Source organism: Gordonia sp. B8661-1, from assembly GCF_059427765.1.
In genome coordinates, this window is the sequence record NZ_JCAHRL010000001.1 from 209,346 (window position 1) to 226,000 (window position 16,655).

Below are 16,655 nucleotides of genomic sequence, written 5' to 3' on the forward strand. Positions count from 1 at the left end.
ACCACGCGGTCCGGTCATGCCTCGTGAAAAAAGCAAGGCCCCGGTGCCCCGACGAGGGGCACCGGGGCGATGACACGCGTGAAATGCGTGTGCTACTTGCCGACGACGGCCAGCACGTCGCGTGCCGACAGGATCAGGTATTCCTGACCGCCGTAGTTGATCTCGGTGCCGCCGTACTTGCTGTAGATGACGGTGTCGCCCTCTTTGACGTCGACCGGGATGCGGTTGCCCTGCTCGTTGACCCGGCCCTCGCCCACGGCGATGACGGTGCCTTCCTGAGGCTTCTCCTTGGCCGTGTCCGGGATGACCAGGCCGGAGGCCGTGGTGGTCTCGGCCTCGACGACCTGCACAAGGATCTTGTCCTCAAGCGGCTTGATATTCACGCTCGCCACGATGTGGTTCCTCAACTTTCGTACTGTGTGAGTTTCGGTGTACGAACTGCACGTTCATGGCGCTGCGATGAACCCCCGTCGTCGCGGGTGCCGAGGCTTCGCACAGTGCCAACTAGCACTCTATACATGAGAGTGCCAGCACTCAAGGACACATATACGAACGGCGTTCCGCCACCGGCGAATACCGACGGCCGGCCGCGACCGTCTTCTCAGAGCTGCGACACCTGGACGGACATCCCCGGGTCGGTCGCCACGGTCAGCGGCGACGGTTCGGCACCCCCACCGATGACATGGGCACCCAGCGTCGCGATCATCACGCCGTTGTCCGTACACAGCCGGGGCTTGGGCACCCGGAGGGTGATGCCCGCGGCCGCCGTCCGTTCCTCGGCGAGTGAACGGATCCGGGAGTTGGCGGTCGCGCCGCCACCGAGCACCAGGGTGTCCACCCCGAGATCGGTGCAGGCCCGGATCGCCTTCATGGTCAGGACATCGGCGACGGCCTCCTGGAAAGATGCCGCCACGTCGGCGACGGGCACCTCGGTGCCGGACCGTTCGCACTGTTCGACGTAGCGCGCCACCGCGGTCTTCAGCCCACTGAAGGAGAAGTCGTACCGCGCGTCCCGCGGCCCCGTCATGCCGCGCGGGAAGCCGATTGCGGTCGGGTCGCCGTCGACCGCGAGCCGGTCGAGAGCGGGACCACCGGGATACCCGAGGTCGAGGAGACGGGCGACCTTGTCGAAGGCCTCCCCCGCCGCGTCGTCGACGGTGGTGCCCAATTCCCGGATCGGTTGCGCCAGATCGGTGACGTGCAACAGATGGGTGTGGCCGCCGGACACAAGCAGCGCAACGCATTCCGGCATCGGCCCGTGCTCCAGGGTGTCGACGGCCACGTGTCCGCCGAGATGATTCATGGCGTACAGCGGAACATCCCAGGCGAGGGCGTACGCCTTGGCGGCCGCGACGCCGACGAGCAGCGCCCCCGCCAGGCCGGGGCCGATGGTCACGGCGATGGCATCGGGACGGTCGATGCCCGCCGCTTCCCGTGCCCGCCGCATCGTCGGCACGATCGCCTCGAGATGTGCGCGGGAGGCGATCTCCGGGACCACGCCGCCGAAGCGTGCGTGTTCGTCGACGCTGGAGGCCACCTCGTCGGCGAGAAGCGTCGCCGTGCCGCGACCGCCGTCACCGACACCGTCCGGCTCCCAGCGCACGATGCCGACTCCGGTCTCGTCGCACGAACTCTCGATGCCCATCACGATCATCGGTCGCCTCCCGGCATCGCGGGCCTGATCATCGTGTACGCGTCCGCACCCGACGGCTGATAGTAGTTGCGCCGCACCCCGGCCCGGGTGAATCCGGCACGCTCGTAGAGGGTGATGGCCGGGTTATTGTCGGTACGCACCTCGAGATAGACGGGCGCGCAACGGGTATCGGCGATGTCGAGCATCGCGGCCAGCAGGGCGCGCCCGATCCCCAGCCCACGATGCGACGGGGCCACCGCGATGGTGTGGATCTCGCACTCGAAGGCCCCCTCGGAGCCGAGGATAGACACGCCCGCATAGCCCGCGAGCTGGCCGCCCGGCTCGGCCCGGGCGGCGAAGTACCGGTTGTAGGGGGCGTTCAGTTCCGACCGGAATGCCGATGCGGGCCACGGCGAATCCTCGGCGAACATCTCCTGTTCCAGCTCGGTGCAGCGCGGAATGTCGGCATGGCCGAGTGCGTCGATCACCAGCGAGTCCCCGGTCATCGCACGCCTCCCGCCACACCGTCCGGGGTCGCTCGCCTGCGCGGCTTTGGTTCCTTCGCGTCGGGTCGGCGCAGATACAGCGGAACCAGCGGTTCCGGTGCGGTGACAGCGAGATCGGCTGCCGCGCATCGTGCCAGACCGGCCGCCGACGGCACCGTCGTGTCGCCCACGCGACGTCCGAAAAGGGCTGCGTGCGTGGGAGAGCCGAGCACCGCGTCGATGTCGTTACCGGCCAGTTCCTCGACCACCCGGTCCGGGGCGTCGACGGCCGGCCCCGCCACCCGGTGGCCGTCCCGGTAATGCGCCCAGTAGATCTCGCGACGCCGGGCGTCGCTCACGACCAGGATCGACCGATCGTCGGGATGTGCCGAGAGATGTTGCGCGGCAAGCGCGTCCAGGGAGCAGACGCCATGTACCGGAACACCGATAGCATCACCGAAAGCGGCGCCGGTGGCCATTCCGACGCGCAGCCCGGTGAACGGGCCGGGCCCGCAGCCGACGACCAGAGCGTCGACGTCGCCGCGGCCGATCCCCGCCTCGGCGAAGACCTCACCGATCAGGGTCGTGAGGATCTCGGCGTGCCGCCGCCCGTCGGCGACGACACGTTCGGCACGCGTCCGCGGCCACGCATCCGCGCCGCTGCCGAGGTCCACGATGCCGGTGACCACCGCATCGGTGGAGGTGTCGATGGCCAGTATCCGCGTCACTGCTCGCTCACCCATTCCCATTCCGCACGACGGACTTCCGTGTCGGGATCGCGCCGCAGCCGCACCATGAGGTGACGATCGGTGAGCCGTTCGGCGACCCCTTCGCCCCACTCGACGACGACCACCGAATCCTCGAGATCGGTGTCGAGGTCGAGTGCGTCGAGATCGTCGAGGCCGTCGAGGCGGTACGCGTCGACGTGAACCATCCCCGGTCGTCCCGGAGTCCCGGGACGGTGCGCACGGGCGATGATGAACGTCGGCGACGACACGCGGCCGACGACACCCAGTCCGGCGGCGATACCGCGTGCGAGAGCGGTCTTCCCGGCTCCCAGCGGGCCGTCGAGGATCACCAGATCCCCGGCCCGCAGCGGGCTCGCCAGTTCGGCGCCCAGCGCCTCGGTGTCGGCGACCTCCGGCAGTACGCGCGACCCCGCACCACTGGCGCCCGCGGTCGCCGTCATTCGCGTCCCCGTTTCCGCCACCACCGGCGGCCGGGCGGCAACTGTGCCGAACGCCCCCGCTGCACGAGGTCGGCGATGGCATCGGTGACCACGGCGGGTCGTTCCATCTGCACCATGTGGCCCGCCCCCTCGACGACCACCAGCCGCGAGTCGGGGCCCAGTTCGCCATACATGCGAACGGATTTCGGCAGAGGCGTCAGTCGGTCCTGGTCACCGCACACCACCACGGTGGGCACCTGGGCGAGCACCGGCAGAGCCGTCGACTCGTCGTGATCCTCCAGTGCGTGCAGGAAATTGACGATCGTCTGCAGGGGCGTGTTCTGGATCATCTTCTCCACCGCACGCCCGGCGGCCGGCGAATGGAAGTCGGTGCCGAAGCTCGCCGCCACCAGCACGGGTTCGAGTGCCAGCCGGGTGACGCCGCGCCCGGCCTGTACGAGTCCGGGGACGTGCCGGACGGAGAGACGGAAGGCGTCGAGGACCGGATTCGACAATCCCTCACCGAGTCCCGCCTCGGTGAGGCCACGCGACGCGGTGGCGACCAGGGCCGCTCCGGTCACGCGACCACCGGGTTCGAAGTACTCGGGATACCGGCGCGCGAATCCCATCAGCGCCATACCGCCCATCGAATGCCCGACGAGCACGAGCGGTCCGTGCGGGGCCACCGCCCTGATCACCGCATGCAGGTCCTCGGCGAGCTGCGCGATGGTGCAGGTGTCGGCCGGGGCCTCGCCGCTGGCACCGTGGCCGCGGTTGTCGAAGAACACCATGCGGATACGTCGCTCGGACCAGCGGTCGGCCAGGCCGAATCGCTGCCAGTGCCAGCTCGCCATCCGCAGACTGAAGCCGTGTACGAAGATCACCGTGAGCTCGGGATCGTCGTCGGCGTCGTCCCGCGGTCCGCTCATCACCGTGCGCACCGCGAGAGCCACCCCGTCGTCGGTGGTGACGGTACTGGCCTCGTCGAGATACATCGACGTGAAGTCCACGCCCGCAAACGGATCCACGCCACCATCGGGTCGCCGCCGGGCGACGGTACGGGCGACCCCACCGGCGGCGATGGCGCCGACGGCGGCCACACCGGTGAGCCCGGCCATCCAGCCGACCCGTTCGTTCCTATCCACCGGCCGGGCCTCCCACGTAGACGCGGCGCGCGCGGGCACCGATACCGGTGAGGATCTCGTAGTCGATGGTGCCGATCGTGTCGGCCCACTCCTTCGCCGTCGGTCCGCCGTCGCGGCCGGTGCCGAACAGGACGGCACGGTCACCCACCGACACCCCGGCGCCGTCGGGTCCGAGGTCGATGACGAACTGGTCCATACAGATTCGTCCCACTCCGGGGAATCGCCGGCCGTCGATCTGGACGTCGATGCGGCCGGACAGCAGGCGCGGCACACCGTCGGCGTACCCCGCGGTCACCACGGCGATCGTCGTGTCGCGCGGCGACGTCCAGGTGTGGCTGTAGGAAACCCCTTGTCCGGCAGCGAGATTCTTGACCAGGGCCACGTCCGCGGACAGCGTCATCACCGGGACCAGACCGAAATCGCCACGCTCGGGCACCGGCGTGCGGCCGTACAGCGCGATGCCCGGTCGCACCAGGTCACGGGAGAGGTCCGGACGGGTCAGTGCGGCAGGGGAATTCGAGATGTGCATGACCTCGGCGGGCGCCCCGAGCCGCCGCAGGTCGTCGGCGGCGGCGTCGAGTCGTTGTGCCTGCTCGGAATTCAGCGGGTGGTCCGGTTCGTCGCCGCGCGCGAGGTGGCACATGATGGCCCGCATCCGGATCGCGCCGTCGGCCCGCGCCTTGGCGAGAGCGTCGGCGACGTCGGCCCACTCGTCGGCGGCGATGCCACTGCGGTTGAGCCCGGTGTCGACCTTGGCGGTCACGATGGCCTGTGTGGATCGCTCGCGTGCCGCCGCGACCACGGCGTCGAGCTGGCGCTGCGACGACACCGCCACGCCGACCCCGGCCTCGACCGCCGCACCGAAATCGGTGTCGGACGCGTGCAGCCAGGTGGTGATCGGCGCGTCGATACCCGCCGCACGCAACGACAGCGCCTCGTCGACCCGGGCCACGCCCAGTTCCGCCGCGCCCGCCCGTAGTGCAGCCCGTGCCACCGGAACCGCACCATGTCCGTAGGCGTCGGCCTTGACCACGGCCAGCAGGTCGGCGCCGGAGCGGGTACGCAGGACGTCGACATTGTTGGCGAGGGCATCGAGATCGATGGTCGCGGTCAGGGCATCAGAACTCATCAGATCTCCATTGTCCCATGATCTCGATACGGCACCTCGCTGCGCTCGGGGCCTACTCGATCAGCGGACACCGGCACCCCGCCACCCGAACCCACTCGACCATCGGACACCGGCACCGGCCTCCCTCGAACCCGCTCGGGCATCGAAACAGCCACCGCTCGCTGGTTGAGTAACGACGCACGAGCGCAGCGAGTCCGGCGCGTATCGAAACAAGCACTCATACGATCGTGGCGCGCAGACGTGCGATGGCCGGATGGACCGCCGCCAGCAGGAGCGAGGCCCCGATCGGCGCGCCGTCGGCCGCGATATCGGCTGCCAGCCCGTGCGCACGAGCCGCAGCGGCTCCGGCGAGCTGCGGATCGAGCCCCGCGGCCAGCAGCGACCCGGCTATTCCCGACAGCACGTCGCCCGCGCCCGCGGTCGCCGCCCACGAGTTCCCGGCATCGTTGCCGAGGACGTTCCCATCCGGATCGGCGACCAGGGTGATCCGGCCCTTGAGCAGGACGGTGGCCCGCAGGCGCGCGGCCAGGTCCCGCACCGCGCCGAGCCGGTCCACACCGACCGGCGCGCCGGCGAGACGTTCGAATTCCCCCGCGTGCGGCGTGAGCAGGGTGGGCGCCGAACGCCCGGTCACCAGTTCGGGGTGTGCGGCGAGCACGGTCAGGCCGTCGGCGTCCACCAGCACGGGAAGGTTGGTGGCCAGCACCTCCCGCAGCAGGGTGAGCGCTTCGTCGCCGGTGCCGAGGCCCGGCCCGATCACCCACGCCTGCACCCGGCCCGCAGCGGCGATCGATTCCGCCGCAACGACTTCCGGCCAGTGCGCGACGACCTGCCCGGCCGCCGTCCCGATATAGCGGGTCATTCCGGACGTGGCGGCCACCGCGGCGCCCGCCGACAGCACCGCGGCACCGGGGTACCGCGCCGAACCCGCGATGATCCCGACGACGCCCTGGGTGTACTTGTCGTCGAAGGGTCCGGGCACCGGCCACAGCGCGCCTACCTCGGTGTCGGTCAGCGACCGCAGTGTCGGCCCATCCGTCTCCTCGGCGTCGATGCCGATGTCGACGACCGTGATCTCGCCGCACCGCGGTGCCGCGAGCAGATGTGCGTGACGCCGCTCGCCGAAGGTGACCGTGATGTCGGCGCGTACGGCGGGATCGTGGACCTCACCGGTGTCGGCATCGACACCGGACGGCACATCGACCGCGACGATCCGCGCCCCGGACTCCCCGACGCCGGCGAAGACCCGGGCCGCGTTGTCCCGCAAGGGCCCTCGCCCGCCGATGCCGACGACCCCGTCGATCACGACGTCGAGGCCATCGGGCAGTTCGGTGGCGATGCGCCCGCCCGCGGCCAGGAATGCCCACAGTCCGCGTGCGTGCGCCTTGTCCGGCGACAGCAGCACCGCGGTGCACCGTACTCCGCGCCGCAGCAACCGGGCACCGGCGAACAGTGCGTCACCGCCGTTGTCCCCCGCGCCCACGACGATCCCCACGGTGCGTCCGTAACAGCCGCCGCTGCGGTGCAATTCGGCGGCGACGACCTCGGCGACGCCCGCCGAGGCACGCCGCATCAGGGTGCCATCGGTCAGCAGATCACCGGTGGCACGCTCGGCGGCACGGACCTCGTCGGCGGAGAGATAGCGGATCGTCATCGCCCGCAGGACTATTCGACGGTGACCGACTTGGCGAGGTTGCGCGGCTTGTCGATGTCGTAACCACGCGCCTGCGCGACCGTCGCCGCGAACACCTGCATCGGCACCGTCGACACCAGCGGCTGCAGCAGCGTCGGCACCTTCGGGATCGGGATCACGTGGTCGGCGACCGACCGCGCAGCGTCGTCGTCCTCTTCGCAGATCACGATGGTCCGGGCACCGCGCGCCTGGATCTCACGGATGTTGCTGACCATCTTCGAATGCAGCACCGCACGTCCCTCGGCGGACGGCATCACGATGATGACCGGCAGATCGTCCTCGATGAGCGCGATCGGACCGTGCTTGAGCTCGCCGGCGGCGAAGCCCTCGGCATGCATGTAGGCCAGTTCCTTGAGCTTGAGCGCACCCTCGAGAGCCACCGGGTAGCCGACATGGCGACCGATGAACAGCACCGTGTCGTGATGCGCGAGGGACCGTGCCAGCTCCCGCACCGGTTCCATGGTGCCGAGCAGATCCTCGACGATCTGCGGCATCAGTTCCATCGCACCGAATTCGGCGGCGACCTCGTCGGCGTACTTCGTGCCGCGGGCCTGCGCGAGCGCGAGACCGACCAGGTAGGCCGCGACGATCTGCGCGAGGAAACACTTGGTGGACGCGACGCCGATCTCCGGTCCGGCATGCGTGTAGAGGACGGCATCCGACTCGCGCGGGATCTGCGCGCCGTTGGTGTTGCAGATGGCCAGCACACGGGCCTTCTGATCCTTGGCGTGACGCACGGCCTCCAGCGTGTCGGCGGTCTCGCCGGACTGCGAGATCGCGACGACCAGGGTCGACCGGTCGAGAACCGGGTCGCGGTACCGGAACTCGCTGGCGAGTTCGATCTCCACGGGCAGGCGCGTCCAGTGCTCGATGGCGTACTTGGCGAGCAGACCCGCGTGGTAGGCGGTGCCGCAGGCCACGACGAAGACCTTGTCGACGTCGCGGAGGTCGTCGTCGGTGAGTCGCTGCTCGTCGAGGACGATGCGGCCGCCCTCGAGGTGGCCGAGCAGGGTGTCGGCGAGTGCGGCGGGCTGCTCGGCGATCTCCTTCAGCATGAAGAAGTCGTAGCCGCCCTTCTCGGCCGCGGCGAGATCCCAGTCGATGTGGAACGGTTTGCCCGAGCGGGGCTCTCCGTCGAAGTCGGTGATGGTGTAGCTGTCCGCGGTGATCACCACGACCTCGTCCTGGCCGAGTTCGACGGCGTCACGGGTGTGCTCGATGAAGGCGGTGACGTCGGAGCTGACGAACATCTCGCCGTCCCCCACACCGACGACCAGCGGGGTCGAACGTCGCGCGGCGACGATGGTGCCCGGATGATCGGAGTGGGTGAACACCAGGGTGAACGCACCCTCGAGCCGACGCAGGGCGGCGTAGGCGCTGGCCACGAAATCGCCCGCGGTGGGACCGGAGGTGTATTCGCGCTCGATCAGGTGAACGGCCGTCTCGGTGTCGGTGTCGGACAGGAACTCGATACCCGACTCCTCGAGCTCGGCCCGCAGCGGCGCGTAGTTCTCGATGATGCCGTTGTGCACCACGGCGATCTTGCCGTCACTGCTCAGATGGGGATGCGCGTTCCGGTCGGTGGGCTGCCCGTGGGTCGCCCAGCGCGTGTGTCCCATGCCGGTGGTACCGGACAGCGACTCCGCACCGACCGTCGCGATCTGTTTGTCGAGGTTCTCCAGCCGGCCGGCCTTCTTCTCGACGGCGGTATGTCCCTGACCGTCCAGAATTGCCACTCCGGCCGAATCGTATCCCCGATATTCCATCCGGCGAAGCGCCTCCACAACGATGCCGAGAGCATCGCGCTGCCCCACGTATCCGACGATTCCGCACATAGATAGTCAGGGTACCGGTGATCGGCGCGTGGCCTCAGCCGCGGAGGGCGCGACGCTTGGACGGTTTGGCACCGAACAACGCCGAAATCGGGTCGACCGCGGTGACCGGCGGGTCGTCCAGGTCGATCACACCGAGCTTGCCCAGTGCCACCCGGGGATCGGCGAACGCCGCGTACTCGTCGTCCCCCGCGACCGTGTACAGCAGGAATCCGGTCGCGACGGCCCGCACGACGCTGTGCAGCGCGCGATCGGAACCGTTGAATCCGATGAGAGACTTGATGGTGCGCCGCTCGAGCAGGTCGCGGGCGTTGCCCTTCGGCACAGTGCGCAAAACCACATCGCCGCCGTAGGCCTGCGCGAGCGGAAGTGCGTTGGCGTCGACTCCGTCGAGTTCCCCCGCACCGGCGATGATCAGGCCCGGCGCCGTCACCGTGGCGGCCGCGGGCAGGAGCGCCGGGGTCGTCGGCGACGGGAACAGGGCCGCGACACCGGACACGGCGACCGGCGGCTGGCCGTACAGCTGCGTGTCCGAGGCCGCGAGCACCGCCGCGGATGCACCGAAGCCGTGGCCGATCAGGCCGAGGCGCCCGGAATCGACGGTGACCGCACTCGATCCGTTGCCGTCGAATCCGAGTGGCACGTGCGAGATGATCGCGAGTGCGCTGCGCAGGTCCGCGGCATGCCCGACGTCCGAGGCCAGCACTCCGCTGTTCGCATCCGGGGCCGCGGTCACGAAGCCCCATGAGGCGAGGTGATAGAGCAGGTCACGGTAGCGATGACTGTCGGCCAGCCAGGCGTGCCCCACCGCGAGCGCGGGCAACTGTGTGCCACTGCTCGGCGTGAAGACCTGACCCGACATGCCGACGATGCCGAGATCGCCGCGCAGCACCCGATTCGGGCCGCGGCGCGCCAGTTCCGTCATCAACTGCTTGGACGGGCGGCTCGGTTTCTTCTTCCGGTGGCCCTTGTCGCGCGAGGCTTTCGATTCGGCTGTCGATCGCGTTTTCGTTACCGGCACACCGGACACCTTATTCGCGGTCGGCCTATTCGTCGTCATCGCCACGGGTCGACGGCAGGTCGTCGGTGGCCGCCGAGTGCGGATTGGCGTCGGCGAGGTCTGCCGGGAGCATGATCCGCGGTGTACCGACGTCCGCATCGTCGGCAATCCGTTGCAGTTCGGCGCGTGCCCATCCGTCCGGGGATTCCGTCCACGCTCCCGCGGCGGGGTCGAGTCGCCCGTCGAGGTCGCCGGTGGTGGTCATGCCGTCGTCGTCACCATCACGTTCGCGACGTTCCGCCTCGTGTTCGGCGAGTTCATGCGCCAGCTGGCGCTGTGCGTGCGTGAACCGCTGCGACGCGGCGGCCACCTCCGCGGTGGCCCGCCGCGCGATCGATTCGATCTGATCGGCGAGGTTCACGAGCTGATGATGTCACTGGTCGCCGGCAAGTGCGAGATCCCCCTCGGGCCCCCGACCAGCGGGCGGAGTGTCCTGACGCCCCGGGGTTCCGGGCTGCGGCGCGTCGCCCCTCCCGCTGGTACCGTGCGACACCTGCTCGGTGTGCGCCGGAGCGGGGGCATCCTCGGGTGAGAGTCGCAACGGCACGTCGTGGCTGCCGTCATCGGGTGCGGGTCCGGCACCGGACGTGCCATCGGGTGCGGTGAGACCTTCGACGGCCCCGGTCGAAGCGGAGACGGAGGCCGAGGTCGGCACATCGGTGCGGGGGTGCGTGACGTGTTCCGCCGTCGGCACCGGGGCGGAAACCTCCTTCGGGTACGGCTCGATGTCCATGCCGTCGGTGGCGCGGTTCAGATTGTCGAGAATCTCGTCGATGCCCTCGACCGTGGCCGCAGCCGTCTTCCGGTAGAGCGCCGACCGCGACTCGATGTCGCCCAGCACGATCGCGAGTGGCAGCCTGCCCTCGGCGATCGCCGCGGGTACCGCGGGCAGCGGGACGCCTCCGATGAGGGGGGCTGACAGGCGGCTGACCGTGAGATACCAGGTCCGTAGCAATTCTTCGACGCCCGCGGACGCCGCCGTCGTGGCGTCCGCCAGGTTGCCGAGCACGTACAGGTCCGATTCGGCGCGTGCCTGATGATCGACGACCGCGGCGCAGGCCCGCTCGCCGGAGTAGCCGGTCCAGCTCTCGCCGAGCTTCATCTGCTGTTCGGGCATGCGGTGCAGATGTTCGGCGACCGCCCGGTGCGCGGTCTGCAGCCGGTGGCTGTCGTCGGCCAGCGCGTCGGCGTCGAACTCGCCGACCTTCTGGAAGGGCGCACGGATCTCCCTCGGATTCGCGGGGGGCCCACCCAGGCGTTCACCGAGGCCCAGTACACCGATCAGGTCCTCGATGCCGAGGACAGCCTGATCACGCAGTTCAGGGAGCGTTTCGGCGGTTCGGTTCATTGCTTCGCCCCTACCGTCCGCGCATCACGTTGGTGAAGTGGCCGGCATTCGTCTCCTCGGCGGAGACCAACGCCGACAACCCCGTCTGCAGGGCAACCGACAACCGATCCGCTGCCACGGCATGCTCACCGAGACGCGCGGCGATGGCCTCACCCATCGCCCGATACCGGGCGCCGAGTTCCCGGTACTCGTCGCCCATCGCCCAGCTGCCGAGATCATGGTGCCGGATATCGTTCGCGGAGTCGCCGACGATCGTGGCTGCCCGCGCATAGAAGTCGATGACCTCGCCCACCTGGCCGACGTCGACGGTCACCCCTGATTCGGTCATCCTGTCCACTGCTCGCTCCGCAACACTCGACGGCACCGACGTTCCTTCCTCCGGACCGTCCTCAGCCGTCGGCCTGATCGCGGTGACCTGCCGTGACGTGCTCGCGTTGTCACTTGGTCGCTATACACCGCATCTCGGGGCGAACGTGCCGATTCCGGTCGTGGTTGAAGTTTAGACGCACCCGATCGCGATCCGGTTCCAGCGAGTTCGGGTTACGTTCGGGTCTCCTCGAGCAGAGCCTCCCGCCGCGTGGACGACGGCTGAGACGACTAGTCGTTGTGCCCCTGCACCTCGATACCGTGCGCGGCGAGCGCGTCGACGAGTGCGTGCGGGCGTTCCTCCACGGGCTTGTCCTCGACGATCTCGACGGCGCAGCCGATCCGGCGCGCACCGCCGTCGGCCTCCTCGCTGTCACCGATCATCAGCGCGTCGTACGGCGCCACCCCGAGCTCGTCGAGCGCGGCGTGGAAGATCCGCGGATTCGGCTTGATCGCACCCACCTCGTAGGACAGCGCGTAGGCGCCGACCAGATCGTCGAGGCCGTGCAGCGCGAGCACCGCACGCAGGTCGAAGGCGATGTTGCTGACCACGCCGACCGGGATGTCCGTGCCCGCGAGCCCGCGCAGTGCCGTCGCGGTATCCGGGAAGATCCGCCACGAATGCGGGTCGATGACCCGCTCGTAGAGTGCTTCGGCGTGCCCGGGCACCGACAATCCGGATGCCCGCAGCATGGCGAGATAGGCGCGCCGATGCTGTTCGGGGTCGAGATCCCTGCGCTCCCAGGCGATCCGGTCGTCGTCGACGATGTTCGCGGGAAGTCCGACGGGCTGCGTCATCCGCCGGATCAGCTCGGCCTGCTGATCGAGATGCAGCGGTTCGCCGTGCTCGTCGTGCATGCCATCGAACCAGTCGTCGGCCGCCTCGAAGCGGAACAGCGTGCCGGAGAAGTCGAACAGCACCGCCTGCGGGGTACTCATGAGCCGGCGGCCAGCACCACGTCGGCGATGCGGCGCGCCACGTCGCGGGCCGCGTCCGGGGTGCCCGCCTCGACCATCACGCGCACCAGTTGTTCGGTGCCCGACGGACGGAGCAGCACCCGGCCGGTGTCGCCGAGTTCGATCTCGGCGTCGACGACCGATTGTTTGACCGTCTGCGATTGCGCCACCGCATGTTTGTCGCCGACGCGCACGTTGATCAGTTCCTGCGGCAGCGGGGTCATGATGGCCGCGAGATCCGCGAGACGCCGGCCGGTGGCGGCCATCCGCTCCATCAGCATCAGGCCGGTCAGCACACCGTCGCCGGTGGTTCCCGAACCCGGCACGACGATGTGGCCGGACTGTTCACCACCCAGCGAGTAGTCGCCGCGACGCAGTTCGGCCAGCACGTAGCGATCGCCGACACCCGTGGTGCGCAGGTCGATACCGGCGGCGCGCATGGCGAGGTGCAGGCCGAGGTTGCTCATCACGGTGGCCACGAGAACGTTGTCGCGCAACCGATTCCGCTCCCGCAGCGAGACCGCGAGGACGGCCATGATGGCGTCTCCGTCGACGAGGGCCCCGGTGGAGTCGACGGCCAGGCAGCGGTCGGCGTCACCGTCGTGCGCCAGACCGAGGTCCGCACCGTGTTCCAGTACGGCCGCCCGCAACGAATCCATATGTGTCGAACCGCAGTTGTCGTTGATGTTGAGACCGTCGGGATCGGCGTGGATCGCGATGACGGTCGCGCCCGCGTCCCGGTAGGCCTGCGGACCGACCTGTGCCGCAGCACCATTGGCGCAATCGACCACCACCGTCAGCCCGTCGAGCCGATGGTCGATGGCCTGCTCCAGATGGGCGACGTACCGGTCGTCGGCGTCCGGGGCATCGGTCACCCGGCCGACGGCCGCGCCGGTCGGTCGGACGGCCGCCGAGTCGTCGTTCATGACGGCCTCGATGTGGTCTTCGACGTCGTCGTCGAGTTTGTGTCCGCCGGCGGCGAAGAACTTGATCCCGTTGTCGGGCATGGGATTGTGCGAGGCGGAGATCATCACGCCGAAGTCCACACCGTAGTCGGCGGTGAGGAAGGCCACCGCCGGGGTCGGCACCACGCCGACCCGGATCGCGTCGACACCCGCCGCGGCGAGGCCTGCGCAGACGGCCGCCTCCAGCATCTCCCCCGAGGCGCGCGGATCGCGGCCGACGACCGCACGGGGACGCTGCCCCGCGGTCGTATCGTCCCCCGACGTCTGTCCCAGAACGACCGCGGCGGCCGAGGCCAGGCGCAACGCGAGCTCGGGTGTGAGCTCCGCGTTGGCCAGGCCCCGGACGCCGTCGGTTCCGAAAAGGCGTGCCAAGATCAGCGCTTGGAGTACTGCGACGCCTTGCGTGCCTTCTTGAGGCCGTACTTCTTGCGCTCCACCGCACGCGGGTCACGGGTGAGGAAGCCGGCCTTCTTCAGGGCGGGACGATCCTCCGGTGTGACCTCGATGAGGGCGCGGGCAATGGCCAGACGCAGCGCACCGGCCTGGCCCGAGGGGCCGCCGCCGACGAGCTTGGCGAACACGTCGAACGACTCGGTGCGCTCGACGGTGACCAGCGGAGCCTTGATGAGCTGCTGGTGCACCTTGTTGGGGAAGTACTCCTCGAGGCTGCGGCCGTTCAGGGTGAATCCGCCGGTACCCGGGACGAGGCGCACGCGGACGACGGCTTCCTTGCGGCGGCCGACGGTCTGGATCGGGCGGTCGATGACGACCGGTCCACGATCTTCCACGGCGACCTCGACGGTCTCGGTGTCGTAGTCGTCGGAGGCCTGCTCGACGGCGTCCACGGCGTTCTCGACAGCGGTCTCGGCGGCAGCGGTGTCGTCACCGGCGTCGGCCTGCACCTCGGCAGCGACCTCGACGGTCTCCTCGACGGCCGGATCGTTGATGTTCTCGTTGCTCACTGTGCCACCTGCTTGATCTCGAAGGGCACGGGGCGCTGGGCCTCGTGGGGGTGATTGGGGCCTGCGTAGACCTTCAGCTTGGACGCCATGGCGCGACCCAGCTTGGTGTGCGGCAGCATGCCCTTGATGGCCTTCTCGACGACCCGGTCGGGGTGCGATTCAAGCAGCTCGGCAGTGGTCTGGACCTTGAGTCCACCCGGATGCCCGGAGTGCCGGTAGTTCAGCTTGCGGTCAGCCTTGTTGCTCGTCAGAGCAACCTTTTCGGCGTTGATGATGATGACGAAGTCGCCGCCATCCATGTGCGGGGCGTAGGTCGGCTTGTGCTTGCCGCGAAGCAGGTTCGCGCTCTGCACGGCCAGCCGGCCGAGCACCACGTCGCTGGCGTCGATGACATGCCACGTACGCGTGATGTCACCGGCCTTCGGGGTGTAGGTAGACACAGTTGGTCCTCAACTCTTGTCGATGGGTGCTGGTCAGGTACGACGGCAGAGGATGTTCCGGCGACCAGTGGGGACCCGGGCCTCGCCTACCCGTCACGCACGCATGAGCGACAGGTGCCGTGCACCAGCGATCCAGAGTACGGGGTGTCGCAGGTCAGGGTCAAAACGATCAGCGCGGACCGATGCGCACGGACTCGACGGCACGCGAGCACGGGGTGTCGACGGACTCCCCCGCGGCACCGGCCTGACAGCCCACCGACACCTGGAGGCCGCGGTCGACCAGCACATACCAGCGGATCGCTCCCCCGGACGCGGGCGCCTCGCGGTAGCTGATCACGGTGCGGCCCATGAATTGGGTGGACGGTGAGAACTCCGTGACCACGTCGTCGCCGCGCTGCCGGATCTTGTTCTGCAGGCTGGTCGCCACCGATTCCAGCGTGGACCCGTCCCGCAGTTCGCTCTGCACCACCAGGATGCGCCTGCCGTCCGCCGGATCGGCGAAGACCGTGCGGGTGATCCGGTCGTCCGGCTGCTCGTTCGCGAGTTCGCTGCGCCGCCAGCCGGCGGGCACGGTGACCTCGGCGCGTCCCAGCTGCACCGTCTGATCGGCCGGCGCCGACGGCTCGTCGCGCTCATGCTGCACGATGCCGACGACGGCGGCCACCACCCCGACGATCACGGCGAGCGTCGCGGCCGCCCAGACCCAGCGCCGTGGACCGGAGGCGCCCGCGCCCGGCACGGCATCCCCGGTTGGCGGCGGGGTCAGAGCCGCGGCATCTCCGGTGTCGGTCCATCCACCGAAGCGCCGCACCAGGTCGCGATCGACCGCGACGACCCGTCCGGCGAGCGTGTGTTCGGCGACGAGTTCGGTGGCCCGTTCCACCCCGTCGGCGGTCGCGCCGTCGACGAACACCGCTTCCACGGAGTCGTCGATGATGCGCTCGATACGGTCGCCCGCATCGGGCGCGTCCGGCGCCAGGGTGTCGGAGGACTCGATCTCCCAGTCGTTCGACGACCGGCGCATCCGGCTGATGGTCCACGGCATGGGGTCCGAGCGGGCCGGATCCGTCGGCGGCACGGGCCGGTGCGTGGTCTCGACGACCACGCATCTGGCGACGGTGGAGTCCGCGTGACTCCGAGCGACGAGAACGGCCCGCGGCACCAGGGTCACCAGATCGCCGAAGTCGGCGACCGAGCGGGCCAGCACCGACGACCGGGGTCTGCCCCAGGTGCTCGGGTGCCCGATGATCAAGGGCACCGGGCCGTCGTCGCCGCGGTCGGGCAGACCGAGCCGGTGCCAGACGCCCTGCCAGGCCTGGTGGCTGTATCGCCGGACACCGTCGACCGTGGTGGTCGGGGCGTCGACGGCGTCGAGCAGTGCGGTGACATCGGCGGTGCGCCGGCCGGTGATCTCGACCTGCCCGTAGGCGAGGTCGATCACAGTCGGGCGCGGGCGCGTCCTCACCACGACA

18 protein-coding genes are annotated in these 16,655 nt (G+C 69.5%); all 18 read right to left on the reverse strand.

Going from position 1 to position 16,655, the window contains the following annotated elements:
* Positions 1-92 precede the first annotated feature (92 nt).
* A complete protein-coding gene (gene groES, locus AC4JJG_RS00985; protein WP_495399376.1) occupies positions 93-392 on the reverse strand; it encodes a co-chaperone GroES in 300 nt (99 codons plus the stop codon).
* A 209-nt stretch (positions 393-601) separates the two neighbouring features.
* Positions 602-1,654 carry a tRNA (adenosine(37)-N6)-threonylcarbamoyltransferase complex transferase subunit TsaD gene (tsaD, locus tag AC4JJG_RS00990; protein ID WP_495399375.1) on the reverse strand — a complete coding sequence of 351 codons (1,053 nt, stop codon included), beginning with the start codon at positions 1,652-1,654 and terminating at the stop codon, positions 602-604.
* On the reverse strand, positions 1,651-2,139 hold the full coding sequence (gene rimI / locus AC4JJG_RS00995) for a ribosomal protein S18-alanine N-acetyltransferase (protein ID WP_495399374.1): 489 nt from the start codon (positions 2,137-2,139) through the stop codon (positions 1,651-1,653). The genes tsaD and rimI overlap by 4 nt, the downstream gene beginning before the upstream one ends.
* Entirely contained in the window at positions 2,136-2,861 is a 726-nt protein-coding gene (gene tsaB / locus AC4JJG_RS01000) for a tRNA (adenosine(37)-N6)-threonylcarbamoyltransferase complex dimerization subunit type 1 TsaB (RefSeq protein WP_495399373.1), read from the reverse strand. Before tsaB ends, rimI begins: the two co-directional genes overlap by 4 nt.
* Entirely contained in the window at positions 2,843-3,307 is a 465-nt protein-coding gene (gene tsaE / locus AC4JJG_RS01005) for a tRNA (adenosine(37)-N6)-threonylcarbamoyltransferase complex ATPase subunit type 1 TsaE (protein WP_495399372.1), read from the reverse strand. Before tsaE ends, tsaB begins: the two co-directional genes overlap by 19 nt.
* Positions 3,304-4,404, reverse strand: coding sequence for an alpha/beta fold hydrolase (locus AC4JJG_RS01010; RefSeq protein ID WP_495399641.1), 1,101 nt, complete (start codon positions 4,402-4,404; stop codon positions 3,304-3,306). Before AC4JJG_RS01010 ends, tsaE begins: the two co-directional genes overlap by 4 nt.
* A gap of 19 nt (positions 4,405-4,423) precedes the next feature.
* The gene (gene alr / locus AC4JJG_RS01015; RefSeq protein WP_495399371.1) at positions 4,424-5,560 is read right to left on the reverse strand and encodes an alanine racemase; all 1,137 of its coding nucleotides are present in this window, start codon (positions 5,558-5,560) and stop codon (positions 4,424-4,426) included.
* Between the two features lie 217 nt (positions 5,561-5,777).
* Positions 5,778-7,214 carry an NAD(P)H-hydrate dehydratase gene (locus tag AC4JJG_RS01020; protein WP_495399370.1) on the reverse strand — a complete coding sequence of 479 codons (1,437 nt, stop codon included), beginning with the start codon at positions 7,212-7,214 and terminating at the stop codon, positions 5,778-5,780.
* Positions 7,215-7,225: 11 nt separating this feature from the next.
* Complete coding sequence (gene glmS / locus AC4JJG_RS01025; protein WP_495399369.1) at positions 7,226-9,088, reverse strand: glutamine--fructose-6-phosphate transaminase (isomerizing); 1,863 nt, start codon at positions 9,086-9,088, stop codon at positions 7,226-7,228.
* A 34-nt stretch (positions 9,089-9,122) separates the two neighbouring features.
* On the reverse strand, positions 9,123-10,010 hold the full coding sequence (locus AC4JJG_RS01030; protein ID WP_495399640.1) for a dienelactone hydrolase family protein: 888 nt from the start codon (positions 10,008-10,010) through the stop codon (positions 9,123-9,125).
* A 121-nt stretch (positions 10,011-10,131) separates the two neighbouring features.
* Positions 10,132-10,506, reverse strand: coding sequence for a hypothetical protein (locus AC4JJG_RS01035; protein ID WP_495399368.1), 375 nt, complete (start codon positions 10,504-10,506; stop codon positions 10,132-10,134).
* A gap of 12 nt (positions 10,507-10,518) precedes the next feature.
* Complete coding sequence (locus AC4JJG_RS01040; protein ID WP_495399367.1) at positions 10,519-11,493, reverse strand: hypothetical protein; 975 nt, start codon at positions 11,491-11,493, stop codon at positions 10,519-10,521.
* Positions 11,494-11,503: 10 nt separating this feature from the next.
* Complete coding sequence (locus tag AC4JJG_RS01045) at positions 11,504-11,821, reverse strand: hypothetical protein (RefSeq protein WP_495399366.1); 318 nt, start codon at positions 11,819-11,821, stop codon at positions 11,504-11,506.
* Between the two features lie 269 nt (positions 11,822-12,090).
* Positions 12,091-12,798 (reverse strand): HAD family hydrolase, encoded by a 708-nt coding sequence (locus tag AC4JJG_RS01050; protein ID WP_495399365.1) that lies wholly within the window; start codon positions 12,796-12,798, stop codon positions 12,091-12,093.
* Positions 12,795-14,153 (reverse strand): phosphoglucosamine mutase, encoded by a 1,359-nt coding sequence (gene glmM, locus AC4JJG_RS01055; RefSeq protein WP_495399364.1) that lies wholly within the window; start codon positions 14,151-14,153, stop codon positions 12,795-12,797. Before glmM ends, AC4JJG_RS01050 begins: the two co-directional genes overlap by 4 nt.
* Positions 14,154-14,155: 2 nt before the next feature.
* Positions 14,156-14,743 (reverse strand): 30S ribosomal protein S9, encoded by a 588-nt coding sequence (rpsI, locus tag AC4JJG_RS01060; RefSeq protein WP_495399363.1) that lies wholly within the window; start codon positions 14,741-14,743, stop codon positions 14,156-14,158.
* Positions 14,740-15,183 (reverse strand): 50S ribosomal protein L13, encoded by a 444-nt coding sequence (rplM, locus tag AC4JJG_RS01065; protein ID WP_495399362.1) that lies wholly within the window; start codon positions 15,181-15,183, stop codon positions 14,740-14,742. The genes rpsI and rplM overlap by 4 nt, the downstream gene beginning before the upstream one ends.
* A gap of 169 nt (positions 15,184-15,352) precedes the next feature.
* The gene (locus AC4JJG_RS01070) at positions 15,353-16,651 is read right to left on the reverse strand and encodes a type VII secretion-associated protein (protein WP_495399361.1); all 1,299 of its coding nucleotides are present in this window, start codon (positions 16,649-16,651) and stop codon (positions 15,353-15,355) included.
* Between the last annotated feature and the right edge of the window lie 4 nt (positions 16,652-16,655).

Coding starts and splice junctions, on each gene's coding strand:
- AC4JJG_RS01030 (WP_495399640.1), bottom strand. CDS start 10,010: ATGACGGAACTGGCGCGCCGCGGCCCGAATCGGGTGCTGCGCGGCGAT.
- tsaB (WP_495399373.1), bottom strand. CDS start 2,861: ATGGGTGAGCGAGCAGTGACGCGGATACTGGCCATCGACACCTCCACC.
- AC4JJG_RS01050 (WP_495399365.1), bottom strand. CDS start 12,798: ATGAGTACCCCGCAGGCGGTGCTGTTCGACTTCTCCGGCACGCTGTTC.
- AC4JJG_RS01045 (WP_495399366.1), bottom strand. CDS start 11,821: ATGACCGAATCAGGGGTGACCGTCGACGTCGGCCAGGTGGGCGAGGTC.
- glmS (WP_495399369.1), bottom strand. CDS start 9,088: ATGTGCGGAATCGTCGGATACGTGGGGCAGCGCGATGCTCTCGGCATC.
- tsaD (WP_495399375.1), bottom strand. CDS start 1,654: ATGATCGTGATGGGCATCGAGAGTTCGTGCGACGAGACCGGAGTCGGC.
- alr (WP_495399371.1), bottom strand. CDS start 5,560: ATGAGTTCTGATGCCCTGACCGCGACCATCGATCTCGATGCCCTCGCC.
- AC4JJG_RS01010 (WP_495399641.1), bottom strand. CDS start 4,404: ATGGCCGGGCTCACCGGTGTGGCCGCCGTCGGCGCCATCGCCGCCGGT.
- AC4JJG_RS01040 (WP_495399367.1), bottom strand. CDS start 11,493: ATGAACCGAACCGCCGAAACGCTCCCTGAACTGCGTGATCAGGCTGTC.
- rimI (WP_495399374.1), bottom strand. CDS start 2,139: ATGACCGGGGACTCGCTGGTGATCGACGCACTCGGCCATGCCGACATT.
- tsaE (WP_495399372.1), bottom strand. CDS start 3,307: ATGACGGCGACCGCGGGCGCCAGTGGTGCGGGGTCGCGCGTACTGCCG.
- AC4JJG_RS01020 (WP_495399370.1), bottom strand. CDS start 7,214: ATGACGATCCGCTATCTCTCCGCCGACGAGGTCCGTGCCGCCGAGCGT.